Source organism: Methanoregula sp., from assembly GCF_028712425.1.
In the GTDB taxonomy this organism is placed as follows: Archaea; Halobacteriota; Methanomicrobia; order Methanomicrobiales; family Methanospirillaceae; genus Methanoregula.
Genome location: NZ_JAQTQD010000006.1, coordinates 97,649 through 122,172 on the forward strand (window position 1 = coordinate 97,649; position 24,524 = coordinate 122,172).

Annotated in this window: 27 protein-coding genes and 1 pseudogene; 15 read left to right on the forward strand and 13 right to left on the reverse strand. The window is 55.8% G+C overall.

The features are described 5' to 3' along the window. Positions 1-4: 4 nt before the first annotated feature. From PHF39_RS04885 to PHF39_RS04895, 3 genes are all read left to right on the forward strand, one after another. A complete protein-coding gene (locus PHF39_RS04885) occupies positions 5-811 on the forward strand; it encodes a formylmethanofuran dehydrogenase subunit C (protein ID WP_300220927.1) in 807 nt (268 codons plus the stop codon). A gap of 254 nt (positions 812-1,065) precedes the next feature. Continuing rightward, entirely contained in the window at positions 1,066-1,818 is a 753-nt protein-coding gene (locus PHF39_RS04890; protein ID WP_300220930.1) for a SagB/ThcOx family dehydrogenase, read from the forward strand. 167 nt (positions 1,819-1,985) lie between these two features. Further along, on the forward strand, positions 1,986-3,902 hold the full coding sequence (locus PHF39_RS04895) for a molybdopterin biosynthesis protein (protein ID WP_300220933.1): 1,917 nt from the start codon (positions 1,986-1,988) through the stop codon (positions 3,900-3,902). Between the two features lie 10 nt (positions 3,903-3,912). Here the strand turns inward: PHF39_RS04895 and PHF39_RS04900 are convergent, their stop codons facing one another. Then, positions 3,913-4,332, reverse strand: a complete 420-nt coding sequence (locus PHF39_RS04900; RefSeq protein WP_300220936.1) for a hypothetical protein — start codon at positions 4,330-4,332, stop codon at positions 3,913-3,915. Between the two features lie 329 nt (positions 4,333-4,661). Continuing rightward, complete coding sequence (locus PHF39_RS04905; protein WP_300220939.1) at positions 4,662-5,471, reverse strand: uridylate kinase; 810 nt, start codon at positions 5,469-5,471, stop codon at positions 4,662-4,664. Between the two features lie 130 nt (positions 5,472-5,601). On the opposite strand from PHF39_RS04905, the gene PHF39_RS04910 reads away from it, so the two are divergent. The 4 genes from PHF39_RS04910 to PHF39_RS04925 all read left to right on the forward strand — a co-directional run bounded on the left by PHF39_RS04910 (position 5,602) and on the right by PHF39_RS04925 (position 8,059). Next, on the forward strand, positions 5,602-5,805 hold the full coding sequence (locus PHF39_RS04910; protein ID WP_300220942.1) for a hypothetical protein: 204 nt from the start codon (positions 5,602-5,604) through the stop codon (positions 5,803-5,805). 145 nt (positions 5,806-5,950) lie between these two features. Next, a complete protein-coding gene (locus PHF39_RS04915) occupies positions 5,951-7,114 on the forward strand; it encodes an aminotransferase class V-fold PLP-dependent enzyme (RefSeq protein WP_300220945.1) in 1,164 nt (387 codons plus the stop codon). Further along, the gene (locus PHF39_RS04920; protein WP_300220948.1) at positions 7,101-7,466 is read left to right on the forward strand and encodes a hypothetical protein; all 366 of its coding nucleotides are present in this window, start codon (positions 7,101-7,103) and stop codon (positions 7,464-7,466) included. Before PHF39_RS04915 ends, PHF39_RS04920 begins: the two co-directional genes overlap by 14 nt. A 32-nt stretch (positions 7,467-7,498) precedes the next feature. Beyond that, positions 7,499-8,059, forward strand: a complete 561-nt coding sequence (locus PHF39_RS04925; RefSeq protein ID WP_300220951.1) for a class I SAM-dependent methyltransferase — start codon at positions 7,499-7,501, stop codon at positions 8,057-8,059. Positions 8,060-8,164: 105 nt separating this feature from the next. On the opposite strand, the gene PHF39_RS04930 is transcribed toward PHF39_RS04925, so the two are convergent. The 10 genes from PHF39_RS04930 to PHF39_RS04975 form a co-directional block, all read right to left on the reverse strand. Beyond that, positions 8,165-8,965, reverse strand: coding sequence for a formylmethanofuran dehydrogenase subunit C (locus tag PHF39_RS04930; RefSeq protein WP_300220954.1), 801 nt, complete (start codon positions 8,963-8,965; stop codon positions 8,165-8,167). 11 nt (positions 8,966-8,976) lie between these two features. Continuing rightward, positions 8,977-10,689: a formylmethanofuran dehydrogenase subunit A gene (locus tag PHF39_RS04935; RefSeq protein WP_300220957.1), complete on the reverse strand. Its 1,713-nt coding sequence runs from the start codon at positions 10,687-10,689 to the stop codon at positions 8,977-8,979. Next, entirely contained in the window at positions 10,690-12,015 is a 1,326-nt protein-coding gene (locus PHF39_RS04940; RefSeq protein WP_300220960.1) for a formylmethanofuran dehydrogenase subunit B, read from the reverse strand. It abuts the gene before it with no gap. Between the two features lie 6 nt (positions 12,016-12,021). Next, positions 12,022-12,432 carry a molybdopterin dinucleotide binding domain-containing protein gene (locus PHF39_RS04945; RefSeq protein ID WP_300220963.1) on the reverse strand — a complete coding sequence of 137 codons (411 nt, stop codon included), beginning with the start codon at positions 12,430-12,432 and terminating at the stop codon, positions 12,022-12,024. A 15-nt stretch (positions 12,433-12,447) separates the two neighbouring features. Next, entirely contained in the window at positions 12,448-12,711 is a 264-nt protein-coding gene (locus tag PHF39_RS04950) for a 4Fe-4S dicluster domain-containing protein (protein WP_300220966.1), read from the reverse strand. Between the two features lie 319 nt (positions 12,712-13,030). Continuing rightward, positions 13,031-13,888: a transglutaminase domain-containing protein gene (locus PHF39_RS04955; protein WP_300220969.1), complete on the reverse strand. Its 858-nt coding sequence runs from the start codon at positions 13,886-13,888 to the stop codon at positions 13,031-13,033. Positions 13,889-13,949: 61 nt separating this feature from the next. Beyond that, positions 13,950-14,822 (reverse strand): flavodoxin family protein, encoded by an 873-nt coding sequence (locus PHF39_RS04960; protein WP_300220972.1) that lies wholly within the window; start codon positions 14,820-14,822, stop codon positions 13,950-13,952. A gap of 44 nt (positions 14,823-14,866) precedes the next feature. Then, positions 14,867-15,523 carry a class I SAM-dependent methyltransferase gene (locus tag PHF39_RS04965; protein ID WP_300220974.1) on the reverse strand — a complete coding sequence of 219 codons (657 nt, stop codon included), beginning with the start codon at positions 15,521-15,523 and terminating at the stop codon, positions 14,867-14,869. After that, on the reverse strand, positions 15,520-16,254 hold the full coding sequence (locus PHF39_RS04970) for a metal-dependent hydrolase (protein ID WP_300220976.1): 735 nt from the start codon (positions 16,252-16,254) through the stop codon (positions 15,520-15,522). The genes PHF39_RS04965 and PHF39_RS04970 overlap by 4 nt, the downstream gene beginning before the upstream one ends. Positions 16,255-16,269: 15 nt before the next feature. Next, complete coding sequence (locus PHF39_RS04975) at positions 16,270-16,716, reverse strand: hypothetical protein (RefSeq protein ID WP_300220979.1); 447 nt, start codon at positions 16,714-16,716, stop codon at positions 16,270-16,272. Positions 16,717-16,881: 165 nt separating this feature from the next. Here PHF39_RS04975 and PHF39_RS04980 point away from each other — a divergent pair, with 165 nt between their 5' ends. The 3 genes and pseudogenes from PHF39_RS04980 to PHF39_RS04990 all read left to right on the forward strand — a co-directional run bounded on the left by PHF39_RS04980 (position 16,882) and on the right by PHF39_RS04990 (position 18,389). Then, positions 16,882-17,337, forward strand: a complete 456-nt coding sequence (locus PHF39_RS04980; RefSeq protein WP_300220982.1) for a formylmethanofuran dehydrogenase subunit E family protein — start codon at positions 16,882-16,884, stop codon at positions 17,335-17,337. 15 nt (positions 17,338-17,352) lie between these two features. Continuing rightward, a pseudogene (locus PHF39_RS04985) lies at positions 17,353-17,439 on the forward strand (formylmethanofuran dehydrogenase); the annotation flags it as partial. Positions 17,440-18,173: 734 nt separating this feature from the next. After that, entirely contained in the window at positions 18,174-18,389 is a 216-nt protein-coding gene (locus PHF39_RS04990) for a hypothetical protein (protein WP_300220985.1), read from the forward strand. A 221-nt stretch (positions 18,390-18,610) separates the two neighbouring features. Here PHF39_RS04990 and PHF39_RS04995 read toward each other — a convergent pair whose 3' ends face one another. After that, the gene (locus tag PHF39_RS04995; protein ID WP_300220988.1) at positions 18,611-19,009 is read right to left on the reverse strand and encodes a hypothetical protein; all 399 of its coding nucleotides are present in this window, start codon (positions 19,007-19,009) and stop codon (positions 18,611-18,613) included. Positions 19,010-19,176: 167 nt separating this feature from the next. Here PHF39_RS04995 and PHF39_RS05000 point away from each other — a divergent pair, with 167 nt between their 5' ends. From PHF39_RS05000 to PHF39_RS05020, 5 genes are read left to right on the forward strand one after another with little or no spacing between them, the layout of a single operon-like run. After that, positions 19,177-20,820 carry an ABC transporter substrate-binding protein gene (locus PHF39_RS05000; RefSeq protein WP_300220991.1) on the forward strand — a complete coding sequence of 548 codons (1,644 nt, stop codon included), beginning with the start codon at positions 19,177-19,179 and terminating at the stop codon, positions 20,818-20,820. Between the two features lie 26 nt (positions 20,821-20,846). Further along, a complete protein-coding gene (locus tag PHF39_RS05005) occupies positions 20,847-21,830 on the forward strand; it encodes an ABC transporter permease (RefSeq protein WP_300220994.1) in 984 nt (327 codons plus the stop codon). Further along, a complete protein-coding gene (locus PHF39_RS05010) occupies positions 21,823-22,644 on the forward strand; it encodes an ABC transporter permease (protein WP_300220997.1) in 822 nt (273 codons plus the stop codon). The genes PHF39_RS05005 and PHF39_RS05010 overlap by 8 nt, the downstream gene beginning before the upstream one ends. Beyond that, positions 22,641-23,576: an ABC transporter ATP-binding protein gene (locus PHF39_RS05015; protein ID WP_300221000.1), complete on the forward strand. Its 936-nt coding sequence runs from the start codon at positions 22,641-22,643 to the stop codon at positions 23,574-23,576. The genes PHF39_RS05010 and PHF39_RS05015 overlap by 4 nt, the downstream gene beginning before the upstream one ends. Continuing rightward, a complete protein-coding gene (locus tag PHF39_RS05020) occupies positions 23,569-24,372 on the forward strand; it encodes an ATP-binding cassette domain-containing protein (RefSeq protein ID WP_300221003.1) in 804 nt (267 codons plus the stop codon). The genes PHF39_RS05015 and PHF39_RS05020 overlap by 8 nt, the downstream gene beginning before the upstream one ends. Positions 24,373-24,524 lie beyond the last annotated feature (152 nt).

The window sequence follows — 24,524 nt, forward strand, 5'->3', positions numbered from 1 at the left end:
TATCATGGCAACCGTAACGTTAAAACCCACCAAGGTCCCCGAGCTCATATTCGAGGGCTACAGCATCACCCCCGACGCATTCGCAGGAAAGACCGCAGCGCAGATCGCAGCACTTCCGGGACACGAGGGCAAATTCGTCCTGAAACTCGGGGAGTTCTTTACCGTCTCCGGCAACGGCGGCGAGACTGCCGCAGACACCGACATCGTGATTGACGGGGACTGCAGCCGTGTCAAGTATATCGGCTCCAAGATGACCGCAGGCTCGGTCACCGTGAACGGCAACGCCGATATGTATGTCGGCGGCTGGATGAAGGGCGGTAAGATCCACATCAAGGGAAATGTGGACTCTTTCTGCGGGATCCAGATGGAGGGCGGCGAACTCCTTGTTGACGGCGATGCCAAGAACCATGTCGGCTGCGCCTACCGTGGCGACTGGAGAGGGATGAAGGGCGGCACGATCCGGATCAAGGGCAGTGCCGGCAATGACATCGGCACCGCCATGCTCGGCGGGACCATCATCATCGAGAAGGATGTGTTCATCCACGTCTCCACCCATGCCGAAGGTGGCACGGTCATCATCAAGGGCGATGTCGAAGGCCGTGTTGGCGGCCAGATGGTCAAGGGCGACATGTACGTTCTCGGGAAGATCAAGTTCATGCTTCCCGGGTACAAGAAGATCGGCACGGTCGAGAAGGAAGTCGACGGCGCCAAGTATACCTTCGACCACTACATCGGAGACCTTGGCGAGCGCCACGGCAAGAGCAAAGGCCAGTACGTGTACGCGAACCTGTACCTGAAAGCGGCGGCATGAACCCCCGTTTTCATCACATCACACAAATCCATAGAGGATAATCCTCTATTTTTTCTCCGACGGGTCATCAGACCAGGAGGACGAGAAGAACGCATCAGCGTTCTTCGAATTCCGACAGGTTCGAAGAACCAGGAGTAAGATAAAAACGCATCAGGATTCTTCGAGGATCTGTTGGACTCTCCCCTCTCCTCCGTAAGACAACATCCGAATTTTTGAATCCGAACAACAGAACCTCCATACAACGGTGAACCCCCATGAACAAAGTTGGAAATGACTTCATCGAAGGAACCAGATGCCCGGACTATTCCACGGTAGACCTCGTCCTCCGTGTCCCGGAACCCCCCCACGAGCTCCCGGTCAAAAAAGGGCAGACAGTCATCAAACTTCCCCGGCCCAAACAGATCAAGCTCCCGGACATGCCGGTACGGAAAGCCATCGAGGGCTGGGAACCGGTCGGGTTCTTTCCCCGGTCTATGATAGACTTAAAGCAGCTCTCATACCTCCTGTGGTGTACGCAGGGGTACAAGAAGACCGTGGCAGGGACGATTGAGATCCGCAATATCCCCTCGACCGGCTCGCGGAATCCGCTGGAGACCTATTTTGTCGCTGGGGAAGTGGACGGGCTGGAGACCGGGCTGTACCGGTACCTCCCGAAATCCCACAGCATTGTTGCCGAACGCATCGATTCAGGCCTCACCCTCGAAATGAGCACCGCAAGCCTGAACTTCAAGCTCACGACCCGGGCCGCGGTAACGTTCCTCTGGGTAGCAATCCCCTACCGGACGGTCTGGGCCGTGGGGAACCGGGGGTACCGGAGTGCATTGATCGAGGCCGGGCATGCCTGCCAGAACCTTATCCTGGCTGCAGCAGGGCTGGAACTCCAGGTTGCACCCATTGATCTCTTCCACGATGACCTCGTAACAAAACTTGCCGGTCTCGACCCGGAGACCCAGTGGCCGGTCTACCTTGCTGCTGTCGGGCACAGCGAGCGGAACGTAGCACTGTGATGGGGCGGTTCTCTCTTTTTTCTCCGCTCTTCTCACCCCTCAATCCAATTATGGGGCAAGTTCGACATTCTTTTACCATTACAAACGCACAGTGTTAATGGAAATATTTTGATGGGGGCAGCGATGGCGGGACCTGATCGGACAGGAAGTACGGGGTGCAGGCTGCAATGGTGAAGCGTTACCTTGAGCTTCGTTCCCTTGCCGAGGCTCTCACCCTTCTGACTACCTCATTTCCTCCTCCCCGCAGGACAGAGAGAGTCCCGCTCATGCAGGCAGCCGGCAGAGTGGCGGCCGTCCCCATCTTTGCGAAGTACTCTGTTCCGGAAGTGAACATCTCCGCCATGGACGGGATTGCCGTCAGGAGCCGGGACACTGTTGGGGCCAGTGACTGGAATCCACTGACACTCGAACACTGCCGACGTGTGAATACCGGCAATATCATTCCGCCGGAATTTGATGCAGTCGTTATGATCGAGGACGTCTGGGAATCGGGAGACCGGTACCAGATCCGGAGGGCGGCCATACCCTGGCAGCATGTCCGTCCGGCAGGGGAAGACATCAAGGAGAACAAGCTTGTCATTCCCCGTGGACACCTGATCCGGCCATTCGATATCGGTGCTCTCGCTACCTACGGATTTTCTTCCATTGAAGTCCTTGCCGTCAATGTTGGTATCATCCCTACCGGCAGCGAACTTGTCCCCCTTGGCGTCCATCCCGGCCCGGGCCAGGTTGTTGAGAGCAACACGGTCATGGCACAGGTCTTCCTTTCGCAGACCGGGGCCCGGTGCACCCGCCTTCCCATTGTCCCTGACGACCCCGACCTTATCCGGGAAGCCCTGCGGAAGGCTGTGCAGGAGAACGATCTCGTGGTAATATCCGCCGGGTCCTCGGCCGGCACCCGCGATTTTACCGAGAGTGTGATCTGCTCTCTTGGGGAACTCATCTTCCATGGCGTGGCAGTGAAACCTGGTAAACCGGTTATGCTGGGGAAAATTGAAGGAAAGCCGGTCCTTGGCCTTCCCGGGTATCCTCTTGCGGCCCAGACCGTGCTCCGGGAGTTTGCCGCCCCGCTGCTGAAATCATGGGGTTTTGCCCCGGCACCGAAGTACCCGGTCACGGCGAAACTGGCCCAGCCCCTCACGTCAGACCCGGGCTTCGATGAATTTGTCCCGCTCTTTGTCGGCCGTATCGGGAAAACCCTGTACGGGATGCCCCACGGGAAAGGGGCGGGAGTCCAGATGGCAACCGTCAAGGCAAACGGGTATACCCATATCCCAGCCCCGGTCGAGGGGTACGAGGCAGGGACCGAACACGAGGTGTTCCTCACAACGGATCCCGGTAGCATCGAACGGACATTTTTCTTCACCGGCACGCTGGACCCGGCACTTGAAGAACTTGCAAACCTTGCCCACGACAAAGGGCTTTTCATTCATGCAACAAATCCCGGCAACACTGCCGGGTTCCTTGCGCTGGGCAGTAATACCTGCCATGCTGCACCCCTTGTCCTCCCGGCCCAACCCCTGTCGAACGGCTATCCCTCCCTGCTGAAATCGCTCGCGATCGAGGACCTGATCTTTATCCACATTGCCGGGATCGACATGGGCATTGCTTCACGGGACGGCCTGGGTATCGCAGACCTCTCCCATGCCCGGTTCATCAATACCCGGCGGGATACTCCTTCACGCACAGTTCTCGACAACCTGCTTGCAACCGAAGGAATCGATCCGTCAAAGGTGAACGGGTACCGTCAGGAGGTTCATGGTCCGCCAGCCGTTGCAGCCGCGATCAGGAATGGTTTTGCCGACGCCGGGATCTGCACTTCAGGTATTGCCAGCGCCAGCGGGCTCCGGTTCGTTCCGGTTGCCCGCGAGGATTACGAACTTGCCATACGGCGGGAGATCTTTTCAGATCCCCGAATCGCGTTGCTCCTTGACCTTATTCGTTCTCCTGCCTACCGTACGATCCTGAAAAAGAGCGGCGGGTATACCATTAGCCGGACCGGCATGGTGCGTTGCCTCTCATCCGATCTGACGCTGACAGAAGGTCCTGCCCCGGCGGTTCTTCCGCACCTGCAACAGATCTGAAAAAGAAAAATTATGCCGGAATCTTAGCCGGTGCGTTCTCCGTCTTTCGGACGGGTTTTTTCACCCAGATGAGGTCTTTCCCTTCGAAGGCAAACGACCTCATGGTATAGATCCTGATTCCGGCAGGAACAGCTGAGGTATCGGCATTGGCCGGGACCATGACGGCAGAGGCAACCCGGGTGGGAGTCCCGTCCATGCTCCGCTTTGTGGCAGTGAGCTCTTCCGGAAGAGGAACAGGAACAGATCTGGTAAACGTGACCAGCACCTTTACAGACTCCCGGTGCCCGTCGTTGAGCCGTTCAAGGATAACGAGTGAATCATACCCGCTCCCGTCCGGTTTTTCCGTATACTTCCAGCCATCATAGCTGGAAAACAGGCTCTTGATCTCCTTTGCTACAAAATCATGCATGATGTCTGAGCTGAAACCCATAGTACTTCCTAGATTAACACCATCCTGATAAAAATACAACTGGTTAATTATTTTCAGCTGTCTAATCGCCTGAAACAGATTTGGTTGATTTATCGATGACCCCATAATCCCCCTGTGCAGAAAGAGACCGGTTCCCTATGGGGATCAAATGAAAAACATTTACAAAACTGTTTTATCAATATAAAATCCACAAAGTGTGTCCGAAAAGAACGGGACACCCGTTACCTGCTATCCTGCCACGATAGAAGGTCTGGGATACTCCTCAGATCCCGCAGGCAGCCACCCAGGTATGACACACACACTTGGCTGCCTCTTGCGGGATCATATCCTTATTCTGCCCGGATGATGGTGCCGATCTTCTTTCCGGCAATCGCTTTCTCGATATTCCCCCGTGTGTGGCAGTTGATGATGCGGACTTCGCGGATATGGATCGCTTCTTTGAGGAGTTCGACTACCATCGGTTCAAGCACCATGTCAGGCAGGTTCATATCAAGGAGCTCCTGCGCAGTGATCTCGCAGATGATCTCCGCATCGGGATTCTTCCGCGGGTCCTCGGTGTAAAGACCGTCCACGTTTTTCCCGATAATGCAGTTCTTCGCTCCCAGCACTTCGGCAATGAGGAATGCGCCGGTGTCGGTCCGGTGGGGTGGGATCATATCGGTCCGGGACGGGTGCTCGTAGAGCCCGTACGGGGGAGTGCCATGCGTTACCGGGAGGATCCCGAGTTTCAAAAGCATCGGGAGTTCGAGAAGATCACCGGTATGAATCCGTGTACCGTTATATTTTGAGAGCAGAATCGAGACCATGATGGCGTTCTGCTCGGAGATCTTTGCCGAAAGCTCGGCAAGGACACCGGTTGGCATTCCGAGATCCATGCCGATGTCCATAATATGGCGCACCCTGCCGCCGCAACCCGTGACAACCAGCAGCTGGTGTTTCTTCGAGAGCCGGCCGATCTCTTCGCAGAGCGGGTGCATCACCTCGCGGCCGTAATCGATCGCACCATGTCCCCCTATCTTGATCACGTTGATATCGGGTGCGATACGGATCTGTTCGCTCATGGACCGTTTCCGTTTCATTCCTTTCCGGACCAGAGTCTCGCCCTGCAGTCCGCTCGATAGCTCGAACCGTTTTTTCATGACGACACACTATTGCCAGTACCGTGATGGAAAGGTATAAGTCCTTTTAAACCAGTTGGTATATCAGAGTTAAATCCGGTCATCTCCTCATCACTGGGAGAACGTGCCGGGGTTTGGCAGGAGGTACATCATGAAAATCTATGTCCGTGAGCGCCAGAAAGTAGGCGAGGGCGTCGAATCCCCCAAGTACCGGATCGTTGCGGTAACCGGTGGCGAGATCCAGATTGCGGCAACCCATTTCCGGAAGTTCGAGATCGAGCAGATCGCAAAGGACGTCAAGGCAGAAATTGTCTATATGAAGCCTGTTGACGAAGAGCACAAGAAGAAGAAATAATCCTGTTTTTCAATACGGCTTACCAATCCGGCAGATACGGTAATGCCATTATTTTTAGTTTTACACAGCTGTTGCTGATAGTTTTCCCGAACAGTCACGATACGTGTCAAAAGAACCATGAGGGACAACCTCCCACACTACAGCAATGGGAAACGACCCGGGCGATCCCCCGCTCATCTACCTCAACAATGCAGCAACCACGTGGCCGAAACCACCGGAGGTACTGGATGAGGTTGCCCGGTGCCTGAAGTCACCGTTCTTCGAGGCCGGTCGTTCAACTGCCGGTTCTGCGATCGATTACCCGTCCGAGGCACAGGAAGCTCTGGCCAGGTTCTTCCATGCGGAAAACCCGGACCATTTCATCTTCACGCAGAATGCCACGGACTCCCTCAACCTGCTCATCCACGGGTTTGTAAAGAGCCAGAAAGCACCCTTTCACACCATCACGACCGACCTGGAGCACAATTCCGTCCTCCGCCCGCTGAACACTCTGGCCGGAGAGGAGAGGCTCTCGCTCACGACCGTGCCCTCGGATGACGGGTATGTCCTGCTTCGGGAAGTTAAAAAAGCAGTCCGCCCGGATACCCGCCTTATGGTGATGACGCATGGAAGCAATGTGCTCGGAACCCTGCAGGATGTGCAGGCAGTGGCCGATTATTGTGCGGACAGCGACATTTTCCTGATTATTGACGGGGCCCAGACTGCGGGGCAGGTCCCGATCAACCTGTCCTCAATCTCCGGTGGGGCATTTGTCTTCACGGGCCATAAGGCACTCTTCGGTATTCCTGGTATCGGCGGCTTTTATGTCGATGATCCGGAGGCAGTCGTTCCCCTGCGACAGGGCGGGACCGGCACAGACTCGCGTTCTCTCGCCCAGCCGAAGGAGATGCCGCAGAAGTTCGAGACCGGCACGCACAATTATCCCGGGATAGCCTCGCTCCTTGCCGGCACCCGGTTCATCGAGCGCGAAGGACAGGACAGGATCACGAAGAAGGGCAGGGACCTTGCCACGCTCTTCATCCGGGAGATAGCAAACGATCCAAACATTATTCTCTATACTCCCACTCCTGACCTCCCGGTTGTCTCCTTCAATATCAGGAGCCTCGACAATGATGAGGCCGGGTATATCCTCGCAAAGGCGTACAACATTATCTGCCGGACCGGCCTCCACTGCGCCCCGCTCGTGCACGACCGGATCGATGGGGGAAAAGGGTGCATCCGCGTCAGCTTCTCGTACCTCAACACACCGGATGAGTGCAGGGTTGCCGGAGAGGCCGTGCGGGAGGTGGCAAAGGGTGCGAATCGTTAAGTCGCTCCAGAACAAGGTCTGCACGGACGGTTCGCAGATGCGGGAGTTCCTCCTCGAATCCCCGTTAACACCGGAATTCCTTGCATTTCTCAGGTCGTTCGGAACCGTGAAGGAGTACCCTCACATGAAACGGCCGTACTTCTCCTTTGAGCAGGAGCATTTCCTCTCCATCAAGGGATTTGTCGGGGATTCAAGCGTAGAGGTCCGGTACCGGAAGGAGTTCTTCGACCTGACCTCGGATTACTTCCACCTGCTCCTCTTCTACGCAAAACAGGGAGATAACGGTACCCGGAAGATGCGGGAGATCACCGATTCGATCCAGGAGATGATGAAGGTCCGGCTGCCCCGGTGAGGTGCTCTTTTTTTATGAAAACGGGAGATTCCGTGTTCGATCGGTATGCCCCGGAATATGACGCCTGGTTCGATACCCACAAGGCAACCTACGCTGCCCAGCTGGCACTCCTCCGCCGGGCCATCCCGACAGGAGGCAGGGCCCTTGAAGTAGGGGTTGGCTCCGGGAGGTTTGCCGGGCCCCTTGGCATCCCTCATGGCCTCGATCCCTCCCCGGCCCTTCTCGCCATGGCCCGGCAGCGGGGTGTGGAAACGGTACAGGGCCTCGGGGAATGCCTGCCCTATCATGACGGCACATTCGACTATGTCCTGATGATGACGGTGATCTGTTATGTGGAGGATATCGGCCTGTCATTTCACGAAGCCTTCCGCGTGCTCCGTCCATCAGGGATTATCATCGTCGCTTTTCTGGAAAAAGACGGAGAAATTGCGGTAAGGGAACGGGCACGGGAACCGAAAGGCCGGTTCCTCCATCATGCAAGGTTCCTGACGGCTGATGCGGTGACTGCTGCGCTAACAGAAGCCGGGTGTTCGGAAGTTGCCATGGTGCATAATCGGAAGGGATTTTGCATCATAACTGCAAGGAAAGGATGATCCGTTTCCTGAATGGATCGCGAGATCTCTAAAAGAAAATTCTCAAAAATCCTAAAAAAAGTGAGGGGCCATTCCCCTCACGTGCGTGTGTGATTCGCTTTTGAATCAGTTCTTCATGTAGATGTGGCCCCAGACGACCTCGCCCTTCCGCTTGGGGTGGCGCTCGCCGAGGTCACCGATGAAGTCGGTGAACATAGCCTTGGTGCCGTCAACTTCCATCTCCTTCTCGCCGACCGGCTTGTACCCGGGCATCATGACGTTGATCTTGCCAAAGACATAGATCTCGCCCTTGACCAACTGGCCGCCGACACGGCGGTTGGCATTGCCCTTGAGGATGATCGTGCCGCCCTCCATGTGGGTGCCGAGGTGGATGTCGACATCGCCTTCAACGATCAGCGTGCCGCCGATCATGAAGCTTGCCACATCCGATCCGGCATTCCCCTTCACGCGGAGGACGCCGCCCGACATGCCTCTCCAGTCGCCACGGTAGGCAGCGCCGAGGTAGTTGCCGGCATTGCCGTTGATGGTGAACTCGCCGCCCGCCATTGCAAGGCCGCAGAAGGAGTGGACGTCACCGTTGACGGTGAGCTTTCCGCCCTTCATCCAGCTTCCCGTGTACATATCGCAGGCCGAGTTGACAATCATCTCGCCTGCGGTCATCTTGGCGCCGAGGTATTTCATCTTGGTGCAGTCGCCGTTGACGATGATCTTCGTGTCGGCTGCGGTTGCTCCTGCCTCGCCCGTGATGGTGAAGAAGTCGCCAAGCGTGGAGATCTCCTTGCCCTGGTATGCGCCGAGCTTTGCGATATCGGCAGCCTTCTTGCCGGCAAATGCGTCGGGATTGGCGTTCTCGCATTCAAGGTAAAGTTCCGGCTGCTTTTTTACTGTAAGTGTAACCGTATTCATCTCTTTTCACCTCACGCCTTGGTTGTTGCATCCACGCTGATGATGTGCTGGTGCGGTGCATAGCTCTCGGGGACCGGGTAGTTGGCCTCGTTGACGCTGTAGTAGCGGAGGAACTTCTCGCGGATGTCGTGCATGACCTGTTTGTTCTCCGGGACCTTTGCGTCGACCCAGAAGGTGTTCTTCTTGCCCATGTCGACAACCTTGCCGCCCTCGACACAGATCTTGCCGTCCTTGAAGAGGTAGGCAACGTTTGCGAATGCCTTCTCGATCTCTGCCCCGCTGGACGGGAACTTGTCCGGGTTGATGTTGTAGATCGCAATGTCGGCGTTCATGCCGGGCTTCAGGCCGCCGTAGTCCTTGGACAGGCCGAGGCACTTTGCGGGACCGGCACGGGTCATCTGCGAGAGCTCGTAGAGCGTGATCTCGCGGTCGATGTTGGCAAGGTTGGTTGCAGCGATGACCTTGTCTGCCTTCTTGAAGGTGTTGAGGCGTTCGTCACGGACCTTCTTACTCATCAGCCAGGAGTAGACACGCGGGTAGCGGGTGAACGGGCCGGCGTTCGGGTGGTCGGTGGTGATGAAGCAGCGCATCGGGTCCTTTGCATAGAGGGCGATCTCAAGACCGACTGCCCACTGGCTGGCGAAGACTGCGTTGTTCGGGTCGTAGATGAACGGGACGATACCTGCTGCGGTCTCGAGCTCTACGTCCACGTTGAACCACTTTAAGTGGTTGAGGCCGTGGAGGTGGTGCTCGAACGGGCCGTCGGCGGTCATCGTGGTGGTCTCGTCGAGGGTGACGTTACCGGTATCGATGGTGAGGTTCTTCTGCTTGTTGACGTAGTCCATGACCTCCTTGGCGCCGGACTCGAAGTCGCCCCAGTTGGTGCCCTTGTAGGCGTGGAACTGGAGGTGCGTGGAGTGCATGACCTGCTCGCGGCCGAAGTTGTTGGTTGCCTTGATGCCTTCGGCTAGCTTGAGGGAGTCGATGGTTGTCTTGTAGTTGCCGGGGTTGCCGAGGTCGTTCTGGTGGATGTGGAACGAGTGCGGGAGGCCGAGGTACTCGTTTGCCTTGATCAGGCCGGTGATGATCTCTGCCGGGGTGATCTCGAAGTACGGGACCTGGTCGTGGATGGTGAGACAGTTCAGTCCCCATGCCCAGGCTTCCGTGCCGCCGGGGTTGACGCACTTGATACCGTATCCCTTGGTCTGGCGGAGGATCCACGCGATGTAGGCTGCGGTGTTCTCGATCTCGTTGTTCTTGATGTACTCCATGACGAACCAGTTGTTGCCGAAGACCGGGAGTGCGGCTTCGTCAATGATCGGGGTGTCGTGGATCTCCTCGTGGACATGCCGTGCATAGAGCGGGGGCATGGCTGCTTCCATCGCGAAGGTGAAGCCGAGCCGGGCATACTCGTACCCGGTCTTGAAGACGGTCGGGATGGACTTGCCACCCTCGATACGGGTGATACCGGGCTTCTTGTGGGAGTCGAAATGCTTGTCTTCAGGGCGGTACCAGCGGCCGGCGTTGACCTTGGGGCCTGCCACGTGGGCGTGGACCTCGAGGGCACCTGCCATGACGGTCTTGTCCTTGGCGTCGATGACCTTGGCAGAGGAGCCGACCTTGTCGACAATCTTGCCGTCCTTGACGCAGATATCCTTCTTGTCACCCTTGATGCCCTGGGTTGCATCGAAGACGTGTCCGTTCTTGATGATGTACTCAGACATTTACGCACCTCCCTTGGCCATGAGTTCGTCAACACGCTTGTTGATCTTGGTTAAGAGTTCCTCGTCCGTGAGCATGCCCTCGGGCGGCTCGACGACCTTCCTGGTCTCGATCGGGACGTTGTCCATACGATAGGCGCAGCCGCCGGTCTCGACACCGACCATGGCGACCGGGATGTGGATATCCGAGATCTCGGTCGTGCAGTTGATGTGCGGGTCGATGGTGACCGTGGGCTTCCTTGAGCTGCTGATCATTGCATCGACCGGGAAGTGTGCACCGGGGTCGGTTGCAATGTAGAAGCAGGCCTCGACTTCGCTGCGGTTGAGGAGATCGACAGAGGTCGTCTCTCCGGTCTGGTGGCGTGCCTGGTCTCTCCGCGAGAGGTCGACCGCATACGGGAACCCGTACTGCCAGCCGAGGACCTGACCGGAACCGGTAACGTTCCAGTGGCCACGCATGGCCATGATCGCGAATTTCGTGTACTCGTTCATGTCACGGGTCAGGTTGATGGCGATATCGATGTTGTGGTTCCTGCCCATCGTGTGGGTAAGGCCCATGCCGAAGAAGATGATACCGAACCGTGCGGTCTTGAAGGCTTCTGCAATTTCGTAGATCTTCTCCTTCGGGACGCCACCAACGGTGTCGGGGAGCGCATCGCCACGCACTGCGGTCCTGAATGCATTCAGGAGCTCGTAGTCGAATCCCTGCTGGACCTGGATGAATTCATCGGCGCACTTTGCAGTGTCCGTGTACCGGCAGTCAACGGCATAGATCTTCCGGCCCTTGTGGCCCTTGACGGTGAAGAATCCGCGGGGGAAGATCGAGTACCGGGACATGTGGCGGGGGTGGGCGTGAGCCGGGTTGCAGCCCCAGAAGATGACACAGTCGGCACGGTTCTTGATCTCACCGAGCGTACAGCTCGGGACACCGACATCCTCGATTGCAATGAGCGAGGAGCCGTGGCAGACCGTTGCACAGTTGTCGACAATGCCGCCGACCTTCTCGGCAATCTCGTGGCCGATGGACATGGCCTGGCAGCTTGTCGATGCCCAGCCGTACATCAGGGTCTTTCTTGACTTGACGAGCATCTTTGCGGTCCAGTCGATGGCCTCATCGTAAGTGATCTCTTTGTAGGTCCCGTCGGCCTGCCTCATGCGGGGGCGCTTGACCCGGCCCGGGAGCCTCTGGTGGTTGAACTTCTCGGCGCCGATGGCGCATGCGTTCTTGACACCAAGGATGGTCTTGTTGTCGTCGGATACCGTGATAATGAGGTCATCACACAGGGTACCGCAGAACGGGCAGATAACATCTGTAACTTCTTTTGGCATTGCCCATCACTTCCTGATAAGGCCGCAGGCGTCCTGCAGGACTTCGACTGCGCCCATGATGCGTTCGTTTGCTGCGATCTCAACATCCACCGGGAATCCCTTGAAGCACGGTTCGCCGGTTGAGAAGGTATAGGCCGGGACGATCCGGTTCGCCCAGGGTCCCATCGGGATGTGGGCAAGGCCCGGGACAAGGTCTTCGCGGGTCTCGACAGCTTTTACAATAACGCTGCCAACGGAGCTTGTGACCCTGACATTCGTATTCTTCCAGAGCCCGAGGCGTTTCATGTCGTCGGGGTGCATATGCATAACCGTGCAGGCATCGAAATATTTCTGCGATGTCTTGCCTGCTTCCATGCCAACGCCCTGCTGGATCGTCCGGCACGTGATCATGTTGAGGGTAATCTTCTTCTCTGCCATTCAGATCTCCTCTCTTCAGACCTTGGCCGGGAGCTCGGCTGAGCCCTTCCCGGAGAGGCTGATAACTCCCATCGGGCACGCTTCAACGCATACCCCGCATCCTGCACAGAGTTCAGCCTTGAAATCAATACTTACCGCCACACCGTCCTGCACCTGGTAGATCTTTTCCTTGGTGACAGGGTCGAGCGTAAAAAGCTCGAGTGCATTGACCGGGCACGCAACAACGCAGTTGTTGCACCCGGAGCACCGTTCCATGTTTACATGTACTGCAAAAGCCATGCACATCACACACAAATTTTCACACAAATTCTTTTGATCAAATTTGCTAATTCAGAGGTTGGAAGAAAACAGTAATTAAAGATTGGGATTTTTACAGACGGTAAACTGGAAGAAATTAATCACGTGATCGGGATTTTGGAAGTAGTTAACATCCCTCTTTGGAATTTTCATCCGGTTGACATCCGGCGAACGCCAAAATGCTTATTTTTCCGGTTTGAATATCGAAACCAATATTTTGCAGGAGAGTTTTTTCGTACGAGAAGACGGACTCCGGGCCGGATGAACGGAAAATACCGGAACGCGCAATTTGCCCCCTCCCTCAGCTTCCTTGTTTTGCCGGTTCCGGAACATGATCTGCTGCACTCTCTACCATTTCCCAGCGGCCGTCCGGGTAATATGCAATCCGCTCCCCGTCATCGGCAAAAAACCTGCCCCCGGGATGGCGGCTCCACCAGTCAAGGTTGAGCCAGTAGCGGTTACCATCTTCACCCCGGGTAATGTGGCAGCCCACGTCAGTCACATGGTAGCGTTGCCGGATATATGCAGCCGCTTCCTCAAACTTCGCGCTGCTGTTCCCGATATAGAGTTCCGGGTAGGCATGCCCGGACGTACTGTTCTGTGCTGTCACGATACGGGCGCTTCCCCCGACCGATTCGATCATGGCGGCGACAGCGATCGCAAAGTCATCGCAGTCGCCTTTGAGTCCGAGCGCGATCGTACGGCTTGCAGGAGAGAAGTACTCACTTCCCCGTGGATCGTCAACATAGGTCCAGGTGCGGTACACGTTCTCCCAGACATCGCAGACCTGGGCAAGGTTGAAGGTTCCCCCGTGTGCCCGGGGGATGATCGAGACGGCATAGTCGCGTGTTGCCGGGTTGTTGACATCGATCGCGTCCCGGATTGCTGCTGCACGCTGCCCGATAAAAGATGCAGAGCTGTTGTCGTATGATTCCCGGCCTCCTGAAGTATTGACAACATTCTGGTAGAGATACAGACCTGAAGAGTCTGGTTGTCCCGAGCCGATGCCGGATGCAGCGGCAATGGATGAATTTTCTGAGAGGCAGCCGGCGCAGATAATGCAAGCGGCAAGGATCAGGAGGGTGATGGCAATATACCGGGAAACAGGCTTGTAACGGTCTCGTATGTCCGCACTATCACCATCTTTTCCCGATTTCATCCCGGATAATCTCGTCTTTTCCCTGTATTACTCTTTGTTTTCCTGCCGGCCAAACCTGCCTTCAAGAGAGAAGCCGGTGTACCAATTCGTACACCAGTTCCTTCTTCCCTTTAATCTCCCGGATATCCTTCACCGCGTCCACGCTGTCGATCAGTACTTCGCCCGCAGGTTCGATCCCGCAGTTCTGGAAAAATGCCTTTGTGACCTTTGTTATGCAGACAAAATTATCCCCACCCTTCCGGCCGGCGACCGAGAAGAGGAGCCCCTGCTGGTCGCTCCTGCCCCCGGATAGCGTCCGTTCTGCGTGATAGGCCTGCATCCGGTCGATCACAAGCTTGAGACCGGCCGTGACGGTGTTGGTATAAACCGGAGAACAGACAATGATGAGCCGGGCCCTCCTCACCGCATCGATGATCCCGGTCATGTCATCGCCAAACACGCAGGTACCGGTATTGTAGCACTGGTAGCAGCCGATGCAGCAGTGGATGTCGAGGTCGTGCGGGTAGATCACTTCCACCGTCCGGCCGGCCTTCCGAGCCGCCTCCGATGCCCAGCCGGAGAGGATTGCACAGTTGCCGTCCGGACGCGGGCTGCCCTGCAGGATCACGAGATCTGCGGCCGGTCGTTTCGCCGGCTTTGGCTTTCTGTCCGGGAAATCATGGAGAATGCGGGCCGGGTCTGTTTTGAGTTCATTTGCCCATTCGCCGGCCTTTTCCAGCGCCACCGATTCAGCCGTGAGCGGCGAGAGCGGGGAGTACTCGAAGGTGTTGGTCCGGAAGATTGCAAGCCGGTTCGTTCCGGCCGAGACTGCGAGGACATACCGGACCATGCGGGGATAGAGGGCCGAGAAGTCCTCGCGGTCGAGCGTGAGGGTGTATTCACGATCCCCGTTTTTCACCAGGACTTCCCGCAGCCGTTCCCGGACCGGATCCATGAGGGATCATATCGCGGGGGGGATGAAAGGATTAACGATGGGGGTCATTGCATTGGTTTCCTGAACAGGACCCAGAACCCGGATTCATCGTCAACCAGGTCGTACTCCCGGATCCCTGCACTCTCAAGGGCCGGCCGGAACCGTGCAGCATAGTACTGGCGGGATCGTTCCTCCCACTTACCCTCCCACGCCGGATCACGCTCCCGCATGGTGGTAAGAATCTCATCGCGGATCCGGGCACTGCCAAACCCGTTGCCGATGCACGCGGCCCCCCCGGGCCGGAGCACCCGGAGGCATTCCGAAAAGCCACGGGAGAGGCTGTTCCAGTAGGGGACCGTTCCCCTGCTGACCACGAGGTCCATGGACCCGGAGTTCAACGGGATCGCGTCCACATTACCGAAAATGGCCCGCACGCGCTGCTCCAGGTGGTACTTCCGGATGTTCTCCCCGGCAATGCTGCACATCGGGGAGGAATTGTCCATTGCGCAGACCTTCAGGTTCGAGAGGGTGGCAAGGGCAATGGCGAGATGTGCCGGGCCGCTCCCGATGTCGAGGCAGAAGCCGTGATCAATACCGGAGCGTTCAAGGATCTGGTTGGCGATGACCGGGTACGCGGGAAAGAAGACGGTCTGCGCCAGGGTATTGTAATATTCGGCCTTTTTCTGGTTTTCAGGATCCTGTTGCTGGCAACCGGCATTCATGTTGCGATGACCTCCTGGCTGTCAGCGATCCGGCTATCCGGAATCTCAACCCTCACCTCCGACTGCCATATCATAGATACTACGCAGAGACTGATAGAGAAGATACCAAACGCGATCATCTCAAAAAACGAGACATGGACCGCCGACTGGATGAGCAGGAAAAAGAAGAGGACCGTGGCGTGGTACACGTAGAACCCGGTAATCCGGCGGTCGATAACATCACAGGGCCGGATTGAGCCGTAAATCCGGGTATCATTGAAGGGATGGAAGAGTGCGATTCCCTTGCGGCAGCAGCAGTCCTCTGCAAGGTGGAGAATCATCCCGAACAGCAGTCCGGCAAGGAACCCCATGACAAGTATCACGGAAATCTCATCCCCGAATACAAATACCGGGACAGACGCGATTGCTGAAAGAATACCGAAGTTCAGGATTAACCCGGGAAGGGAATGGGTCAGCCATTTGTCGCCAGGATTACAATCAATCCTGAAGATCCTGCGATAAAACATGCACATGATCGGTGTGCAGATCCGCCGGCCAACCTGGGCAACCACCCATGCACTCGTCCGGAGCGGATTGTTCTTCGGCCGTTTCATCTGGATATCCGGAATGATGGCACCGAGACACGCACCGATGGCAAGCAGGAATGCAAGGAGCGGATCATAATCCATAATGGCGCTGCTGAGGATAACGCTGCACAACAGTACGAGCAGAAGATGCTGACGCGTGATCATTGCCGAATTCCGGGATTATGATGTCGGAGTCGCGGGAGTGGTAACCGGTTCAGGTGCCGGTGTTGCAGGTTCACAGGTATACTGCCGGGAATTCTTCTTCTTCGTGACCCAGACCAGGTCCCCCTCGGCAAACGCGAACGCCTGCATCAGGAGGACCTGCACATGAGGCGGGACAAACGAGGTGTCGGTAGCCTGCGGCGTGAGCAGGAATTTCTTCACCCGCGATCCCCGGCTTGAGGGAAGGGCGTCGAGCGCGGTTATGCACTCATTTTCCGGGATCTGATCGAACGATACGGCAATGAAGGCCACTTCATCGTGATACGATCGGTTGCGGGATGCCCGGTACAGGCCAGCCGGTGACTGCACTCCGGTGATCGGTGCACAATTCCATCCGTCGAATTCGGAAAAATACTGGCGGATGTCCCGCTCGGCAAAGGTTGTCATGACATCTTTTGAGCCCATAGTGATCAGGATCCGGTTGTGCGTTTGCCAATATAAGTTTTGGGAATTTGATTGATTTTATTATGATGTAAAATACAATTAATTACCTTGCAGGTTTTTTGCCTGCACCGGGCACTACCGGAAAAACCCATTATTCTTGCCGGACAACGGATTGGGGATGTAACAATGAGCGATTATGATATTCTGTTTGCAAAGGCACGGGAATTCCACGGCCATGTCTGCGCCGGGATCGTGCTGGGGACCCGGCTGACAATTGCCGGCCTCCGGGAACTGGCCATGAATCCCCACGAACACCACCGGGACCTCATTGTGTACATGGAGATCGACCGGTGCGGTGCCGATGCTGTGCAGGCGATTACCGGGTGTTCACTCGGCCACCGGAGCCTCAAGTTCCGGGACTACGGGAAGTTTGCGGCAACGTTTGTCGACCTGAAGTCCGGCCAGGCCGTGCGGATTGCCGTTGACGAGAAGAACCGGGCAAAGCACGACCAGATGGACCCAAAGGAGATGCTGGAGCACCTGGGCACGGTTCCCGAGGACGAGATCCTGAGGATCCAACGTGTCTCCATTGACATTCCCGAGAACGATATCCCGGGGATGCCGAAGCACAAGACGGTCTGAACGAGATGCGGCGAGCGGGTCATGGACGGCCGCGAGGTTGTGCGGGACGGTAAAGCCGTGTGCAAAGCCTGTGCGGACGGGGCGTATTACCGGGTATTGTGATCCCGGTCCCGGATCAGAGCCCCTCCCGGACACTCCGGCCGGGCTCATGTCCGGATTATCCCCCTTTTTTCGAACTAAAAGGCACCAATTAAGCTATTTTTGGAGCCTGAAATGACCTCCAGATACATAAAATAACGTTAATTTAACCGTTTTTTCAAAACTGTACCCTGTAATTCGGCAAAAAAAGCGATTTGTACAAAATCCGTTTTCCAAAATGGCCTCCGATCCGAAAAATAAACCCAAATTGAAGAGATAATTTTTCCACAAACCTGAACTCGAAGAACGCCGACGCGTTCTTCTCGACCTCCTGGTCTGATGACCAGTCGGTTTTTCAAAATGGGCTCCGTGTTCGAAGATTTCTGGAGAAATCTTCTCGACCTCCTGGTCTGATGACCAGTCGGTTCCGAAAAATAAGTCCAAATTGAAGAGATAATTTTTCCACAAACCTGAACTCGAAGAACGCCGACGCGTTCTTCTCGACCTCCTGGTCTGAAGACCAGTCGGTTTTTCAAAATGGGCTCCGTGTTCGAAGATTTCTGGAGAAATCTTCTCGACCTCCTGGTCTGATGACCAGTCGGTTCCGAAAAATAAGTCCAAATTGAAGAGATAATTTTTCCACAAACCTGAACTCGAAGAACGCTGATAGGTTCTGTTAACTCCTCGTGAGATCCAAAAGAGTGTTAACTGGCGTGGGATACTTTCATTTTTCATCTTTCAAATCCCATCCAAACCTGATGAGAGATCCAGCAAGAATCGCGACTATCCTTGAAAAGATGAATGCGCTGTGGCAACAGTATCCGGACATGCGGTTCGGGCAACTGATGTACACATTATTTGCCATGCTCCCGGAAACCAAGAGAACCGCCGGAAGCGGGATTGATTCTTTCCACGTTGAAGATGCCGATTTTGAAAAACTGGTAGACCGAGTGCTGGAAAACGGACTGGATTAAAAAGAGTTATTTTGCCTGTGCTGCGTTCTGGATCAGGGTCATCCACTTGTTTTCTCCCTCGACTACGATCCCGCAGGCTTCAGCTGGAGTCTTGCCATCAAGTGCTTCGTGCGGGCAGTACCTCGTTCATCCGGTCCCTTAGTTCCATGATGGAACAGACAAGATCGCGGTGAGCCGCTTCAAGTTTCCAGTACGGGATTTCCGGGTCTCGTTCACGCAGCTCATCCTCGGTATTTTTCCGGACTTTCCGGCTGGTGGTGTTCCTGCTCCGAACTGGAGTGCGCGGAGGCCGGTCCGGCGCTCCACGAGATGCGGGGTAGTCTTTGCAGGATCTGTACATGCGGAGGGACGAGCGAGATATCGCTAGCCTGGGGCGTGAGAAGGACCATTTTCACCCTTGACCCGCGGCTGGAGGGAAGAGCGTCAAGCGCGGTTATGCACTCATTTTCCGGGATCTGATCGAACGATACGGCAATGAAAGCCACTTCTTCGTGATACGATCGGTTGCGGGAGTCCCGGAACAGTGCAACAGACGATTGCATGCCATTGATCGGCGCTACATTCCACCCGTCGAATTCGGAGAACTGCTGGCGGATGTCCCGCTCAGCGAAGGTTGTCATGACATCCTTTTGTGAGCCCATAGTTATCGTGATCGGGCAGTCTGTTGGACCATGTAAGTTTTAGGAATTTGGTTAATTTTTTTAAAAATTAAACAAAAATAGTTAAATAACACCCTGAATCATTGGATATGGTTAAACCTGAACCCAATTTTCAAGGGAGAAATACGATGAATATCAACCCGGGCGAGAAGAAAAAACTGATCATCATTGGGGGCTTCTGCCTCCTTGCAATCACAGCACTCTGCGTTGCTGCATGGGGTACAGGATCCGCGATGACTGCCAACAAGAATGTAACCGGGAACCCGCAGCTCTCTGTAACTGAAGTCATTATCCCTGTCAGCTCGCCCTCATCGGTTACCTATTCGAGCAGTATGCAGAAAGGCGGCGTACCTCCAGGGATTTACCAGGGCCTGGTCATAAAGGATCTCAATGGTACGTTCGATCCCGCCCTTGCGGAGAGCTGGGAAGTATCTGCCGATGCGAAAACCTGGACATTCCACCTTGCGAAGGATGCCTTCTGGAACGATGGCGTCCCATTCACCTGCTCCGATGTGAAGTTCACGAATGATTACCTGAAAGCCAACAATGTTACGCTGGCATATGTACTCCATGATGTGCAATCTGTCGATTGTCCAGATGACCACACGGCCGTTTTCACGCTGAAGACTTCATATTCCGCGTTCCTTGACCAGATTTCACGCCAGCCGGGGATCACTATTTCTCCCCGGCATATCTGGCAGAATATCACTGACCCGCAGCATTATGAGGATACGAAGTTTATCGGAACGGGTCCGTTCATCTTTGATCAGAATACTGCCGGTTACACCCGTGTCCTGAAGAACGATGCCTACTATGGCAAAAAGGCACAGGTCAGCGGCGTTGTCCTCAAGGTGATCACCAACCCGGACAGCCAGGTGCTGGCACTGAAGAACGGAGAGATCGATGTCGTGTCCGATATCTCCCCTGCAGTGGCACAAAGCCTGAAGGGTGAGAAGAATATCGCGCTGTACTCAATAAACGATACAGGTGCATACGAAGTCGCTTTCAACCTTGCGCAGTATCCGTCCAACATCCCTGCGTTCAGAAAAGCGATGAGCCATGCCGTGGACCGCAACACGATCAGTTCGCTCTTTGGCACCGGTCGTCCCACAGAGACAACGTTCCTGATCCCAAGCCTTGCCGGAATTTATGTCAATCCGGCTGACGTGGGGATGTATAACTATGATCTGGCCGAAGCAAAGAAGATCTTATCGGACGCCGGGTTCACCTGGGATAAGAGAGGGAATCTTCTCGGACCTGATGGAAAAGCAATCACCCTGACAATCCCGACCAACACTATGGCCCAGACCGGCGGGACTGACAAGATCCTCTCGGTCCTGAAAAATGACTGGGGTAAGCTTGGTATCAGTATGAGCACGGTCACCTATGATGACAAAAAACAGTACCGGAAGGCTGTTAACGCCAATGCGGTCTTCATTGACTCGTTCCCCGTGACCCTCCATGACGATGCTGATGCGCTCTCGAATTTTGCCGTCACGCCACTCCAGGAGACGAATTATTACAACTATAACAACCCGGAATACAATGCACTGCTGGATGAAATTCATGATACCACAGATCAGCAGGAAATTCTGAAGAAGGCATATCAGCTCCAGGATATCCTTTCCCGGGACATCCCGACTGTACCAGTCTGCACTTCCGATACCATTGTTGCCTACCGGTCTGACCGTTTCACCGGCTGGGATCTCGGGCCCGGTTATTACAGTGTAACAGATCCACGAGTGCTGACAAATCTCATCCCTGTCCGTTGACCGGGTGTTCTCACCGGGACTCCTCCATGATTGACGGGCAGTATCTCCTTAGGAGGATCGGGTACAGCGGCGCGGCGTTCTTCGTCTGCGTCACGATCACCTTTTTCATCCTGCACCTGATGCCCGGTGATTACATCACCAATTACCTTCTTTCCCTGTCGAACACACTTCCAAAAGAGGCTGTGGAACAGTTCTACCAGCAGTATGGGCTGGATCGCCCGCTGCCGGAACAATACATGATCTATATTCTCAACATCCTGCAGGGCAACTGGGGGTATTCGTACCAGTACGGCCTGCCGGTTTTTCCCATGATCATGGAAAAGCTCTCCTGGTCGCTTGTCATCCTGCTCCCCGCTACGGTTACCGGTATCCTCATCGGGACCGTACTCGGGGCATGGTCCGGCTGGAAATCCGGGGGAAAGAAAGATCTCGCGCTGTTCAACATCATGATTGTCTTCCGGGCAATTCCGGAATTCTGGTGGGCGATCATGGCGGTATGGATCTTCGCTTTTTACCTCCAGTGGTTCCCGCTCGGGGGGTTCACGAGCATCAGTGTCCTGACCTCAGGGATGGATCCCTGGGATGTGCTGTACCACGCAATTCTCCCGATAGGCCTTATGGCGTCGTTCATCGCGGCCGGGAACTACTACGTGATGCGCAATTCGATGATCGCGGTAATCGGTGAGGACTATATCACGACAGCCCGGGCAAAGGGGCTTGACGAACGTGCCGTTCTCTGGCGCCATGCGCTGAAAAATGCACTTCTTCCAATGGCGACAATGACGACATTCCAGATCGCCGGCATTATCATGGGCAATGTCTTCATCGAGACTGTCTTTTCCTGGCCGGGCATCGGGCTTCTGACAACCGAAGCGCTCAGTATACGGGACCTGCCGCTGCTCGAAGGGATCTTCCTGTTGGATGCTCTCATGACGATCGGGGCCATGCTGACAGCCGACATCCTTGCATCGTACCTCGACCCGCGGATCCGGATGGGTGGCCATGACTAGGAATATTCTTCTCCTGTTGAGCGTGGCGATCCTCTGCATGTACTTCGCGATTGCCGCATGTGCTCCATTCATTGCACCCTATACCGCCTCGGAGATCACCGGGGCCCCACTCCAGCCCCCGGGCAACGGGCATCTGTTCGGGACAAATCAGGTAGGACAGGACATTTTCAGCCAGCTGGTTTACGGGGCGCAGATCACTTTGGTATTCGGGTTTGGATCAGCATTGCTGTCAGTGGCGATCAGTACCTGGGCCGGAACCGTTCTCGGTTATTATGGGGGGAGAGTTGATGAGGTGGTCTGCAGGATTCTCGATGTCATGATGCCCATTCCCACCTTCCCCCTCCTTATCGTGCTGACGGCATTCTTTAATCCCGGGGTTATCCAGGTCAGTATTCTTATGGGTGTCCTCGGGAGCATCCACGGGATCCGTCTTATCCGGGCTCCGGCACTCTCTCTATCGCAGACGCCGTTTGTTGAGGGGGCAAAATCCATCGGCGCTTCGGATTTCCATATCATATCCCGCCATATCCTCCCGAACCTGATGCCGATCGTAACAACGAAGTTTGTCTCATCCTCTCAGCACTATCTCGTCATGGGTGTGGGACTGAGTTTCATCGGGCTCTGGGACACGATGACGGTTGACTGGGGTTCGATGATCCAGAACGCCTACGCGTACGGCGCACTCTCTCTGGGGCTCTGGTGGTGGATCCTCCCGCCGGGCATCGCGGTTGTCGGCATCTCCCTCGCCCTAGCCCTCGCCGGGTACAGCCTTGAAGAGATCTTCAATCCAAGGGTCGGGGTAAACCGCATATGAGCCTGCTCACGATCAACAACCTTTCCGTCCAGTTCGAAACCGCAGGTGCTACAGTACCGGTGCTCGACAGGATCGATTTTGAGGTGGCAGCAGGCGACCATATTGCCCTCATCGGGGAGTCCGGGTGCGGCAAAACCGTACTCGGCATGTCGGTGATGCGCCTCCTGCCGCCCAATGCACGGATCACCGGAGCGATTCGGTACGCCGGTTCCGATCTCCTGCAGGTGGCTGAACGGGAGATGCAGCAGATACGCGGGAGAGGGATCGCCCTGATATCCCAGAATTCTGTATCTTCGCTCAACCCGGTCGTCAGGATAGGCGACCAGATCGCAGAATCGCTCTCCCTCCATACTCAATACAGGGGAGATGATCTACGCCATGAGGTTATCCGGCTGCTCGCGGAACTCGGGATCGAGCAGCCGGAAGAGAGTGTGCAAAAATTTCCCCACCAGTTCTCCGGGGGTATGAGGGAGCGCATCCTGGTTGCCATGGCACTTGCATGTAATCCGGATATTATAATTGCCGATGAGCCAACCACCGGGCTGGATGCACTGGTGAAAGTCCAGATCCTCCGGCTCTTAAAGAAGGCTATGCAGGGGCGGACACTCCTCTTGATCACCCACGACCTGGGGACAGCTTTTACCCTGGCATCCCGGACTGCCGTAATGTATGCCGGAGAGATCCTTGAGTGCGGCCCCACTTCAGAGGTATTCTCGCATCCCCGGCATCCGTACACGCAGGGGCTCCTTGCATCTTCACCGTCAGCAGGGTTCCACCCCATTCCCGGCCTGAGCCCGGCTCCCGGGCAGGTCCCGTCCGGCTGCCGGTTCTGTCCGCGATGCTCCTGTGCTATGGATACGTGCAGGTCTCTGCATCCCCATCTGAAAGAGACCGGCCGGGGCCGTCGGGTCAGGTGTTTCCGGTATGATTGAACTCTGCTCGGTCTCGAAGTATTATACGTCAGGCTTCTTTAAACAGAAACAGACGTACGCGGTACGGGACGTTTCGTTCTCCATCCGGAAGGGCGATACGCTCGGCCTTGTCGGGGAGAGCGGCAGCGGGAAGTCGACGATCGGGAGGATGGCGCTCCGGCTCACGGAACCAAGTGCCGGAAGGATCGTGTTTGACGGGATCGACCTGCTTGCCCAGAAAAAACCGGCCCTGCGGGAGATCCGGCCCCGGATGCAGATCGTCTTCCAGGATCCCGACACGGCGCTCGACCCGAGGTTCCCCATCGGCGAATCCGTTGCCGAGCCCCTGGCCGTGTGGCACCGGGCCTTTCGCCACGAGCGGGAGGACCGGGTTGCAGCGCTCTTCGAGATGGTCGGGCTCCAGCCGGAACTTGCGGGCCGCCGGCCCTTCGAGCTCTCGGGAGGCCAGAAGCAGCGGGCGGCCATTGCCCGGGCCATTGCGCTCGAACCGGAGTTCCTTGTGCTGGATGAACCGACCGCGGCGCTCGATCTCTCGGTCCAGGCCCAGATACTGAGCCTGATCCAGGTACTCAAAAAAAGGATGAACCTCACCATCCTCTTCATCTCCCACAACCTCGCGGTTGTAGAGCGGATGAGCGATTCTCTGGCCGTGCTGCATAAAGGAGTGCTGGTGGAATCCGGCAGGACTGCTGAGGTACTGGAGCACCCGCAGGATCTCTTCACCAGACAACTCGTTGATGCCGCGAACGGGAGTTATCCATTCTTCAGAAACCGGATTATCAGCGTAAACGAATAGAACCGGCCTGGAACAGTTTAGTGTGTTTTTGTGTTATGCGCATAGCCCGATGTTGTATTCCGACGTTAAGCAATAGTGATCTTAGCCCTGGAACCACGAATATGAGGTAAATAATTATTGTTTATATTACCTGACGAATTCCACCGGATTTA

Coding starts and splice junctions, on each gene's coding strand:
- PHF39_RS04980 (WP_300220982.1), top strand. CDS start 16,882: ATGAGCGATTATGATATTCTGTTTGCAAAGGCACGGGAATTCCACGGC.
- PHF39_RS04940 (WP_300220960.1), bottom strand. CDS start 12,015: ATGCCAAAAGAAGTTACAGATGTTATCTGCCCGTTCTGCGGTACCCTG.
- PHF39_RS04890 (WP_300220930.1), top strand. CDS start 1,066: ATGAACAAAGTTGGAAATGACTTCATCGAAGGAACCAGATGCCCGGAC.
- PHF39_RS04990 (WP_300220985.1), top strand. CDS start 18,174: ATGAGAGATCCAGCAAGAATCGCGACTATCCTTGAAAAGATGAATGCG.
- PHF39_RS04950 (WP_300220966.1), bottom strand. CDS start 12,711: ATGGCTTTTGCAGTACATGTAAACATGGAACGGTGCTCCGGGTGCAAC.
- PHF39_RS05010 (WP_300220997.1), top strand. CDS start 21,823: ATGACTAGGAATATTCTTCTCCTGTTGAGCGTGGCGATCCTCTGCATG.
- PHF39_RS04905 (WP_300220939.1), bottom strand. CDS start 5,471: ATGAAAAAACGGTTCGAGCTATCGAGCGGACTGCAGGGCGAGACTCTG.
- PHF39_RS04960 (WP_300220972.1), bottom strand. CDS start 14,822: ATGGATCCGGTCCGGGAACGGCTGCGGGAAGTCCTGGTGAAAAACGGG.
- PHF39_RS04975 (WP_300220979.1), bottom strand. CDS start 16,716: ATGGGCTCAAAAGATGTCATGACAACCTTTGCCGAGCGGGACATCCGC.
- PHF39_RS05000 (WP_300220991.1), top strand. CDS start 19,177: ATGAATATCAACCCGGGCGAGAAGAAAAAACTGATCATCATTGGGGGC.
- PHF39_RS04885 (WP_300220927.1), top strand. CDS start 5: ATGGCAACCGTAACGTTAAAACCCACCAAGGTCCCCGAGCTCATATTC.
- PHF39_RS05015 (WP_300221000.1), top strand. CDS start 22,641: ATGAGCCTGCTCACGATCAACAACCTTTCCGTCCAGTTCGAAACCGCA.
- PHF39_RS04955 (WP_300220969.1), bottom strand. CDS start 13,888: ATGAAATCGGGAAAAGATGGTGATAGTGCGGACATACGAGACCGTTAC.
- PHF39_RS05020 (WP_300221003.1), top strand. CDS start 23,569: ATGATTGAACTCTGCTCGGTCTCGAAGTATTATACGTCAGGCTTCTTT.
- PHF39_RS04915 (WP_300220945.1), top strand. CDS start 5,951: ATGGGAAACGACCCGGGCGATCCCCCGCTCATCTACCTCAACAATGCA.
- PHF39_RS04995 (WP_300220988.1), bottom strand. CDS start 19,009: ATGACAACCTTCGCTGAGCGGGACATCCGCCAGCAGTTCTCCGAATTC.
- PHF39_RS04935 (WP_300220957.1), bottom strand. CDS start 10,689: ATGTCTGAGTACATCATCAAGAACGGACACGTCTTCGATGCAACCCAG.
- PHF39_RS04945 (WP_300220963.1), bottom strand. CDS start 12,432: ATGGCAGAGAAGAAGATTACCCTCAACATGATCACGTGCCGGACGATC.
- PHF39_RS04930 (WP_300220954.1), bottom strand. CDS start 8,965: ATGAATACGGTTACACTTACAGTAAAAAAGCAGCCGGAACTTTACCTT.
- PHF39_RS05005 (WP_300220994.1), top strand. CDS start 20,847: ATGATTGACGGGCAGTATCTCCTTAGGAGGATCGGGTACAGCGGCGCG.
- PHF39_RS04895 (WP_300220933.1), top strand. CDS start 1,986: ATGGTGAAGCGTTACCTTGAGCTTCGTTCCCTTGCCGAGGCTCTCACC.
- PHF39_RS04965 (WP_300220974.1), bottom strand. CDS start 15,523: ATGAATGCCGGTTGCCAGCAACAGGATCCTGAAAACCAGAAAAAGGCC.
- PHF39_RS04900 (WP_300220936.1), bottom strand. CDS start 4,332: ATGGGTTTCAGCTCAGACATCATGCATGATTTTGTAGCAAAGGAGATC.
- PHF39_RS04970 (WP_300220976.1), bottom strand. CDS start 16,254: ATGATCACGCGTCAGCATCTTCTGCTCGTACTGTTGTGCAGCGTTATC.
- PHF39_RS04910 (WP_300220942.1), top strand. CDS start 5,602: ATGAAAATCTATGTCCGTGAGCGCCAGAAAGTAGGCGAGGGCGTCGAA.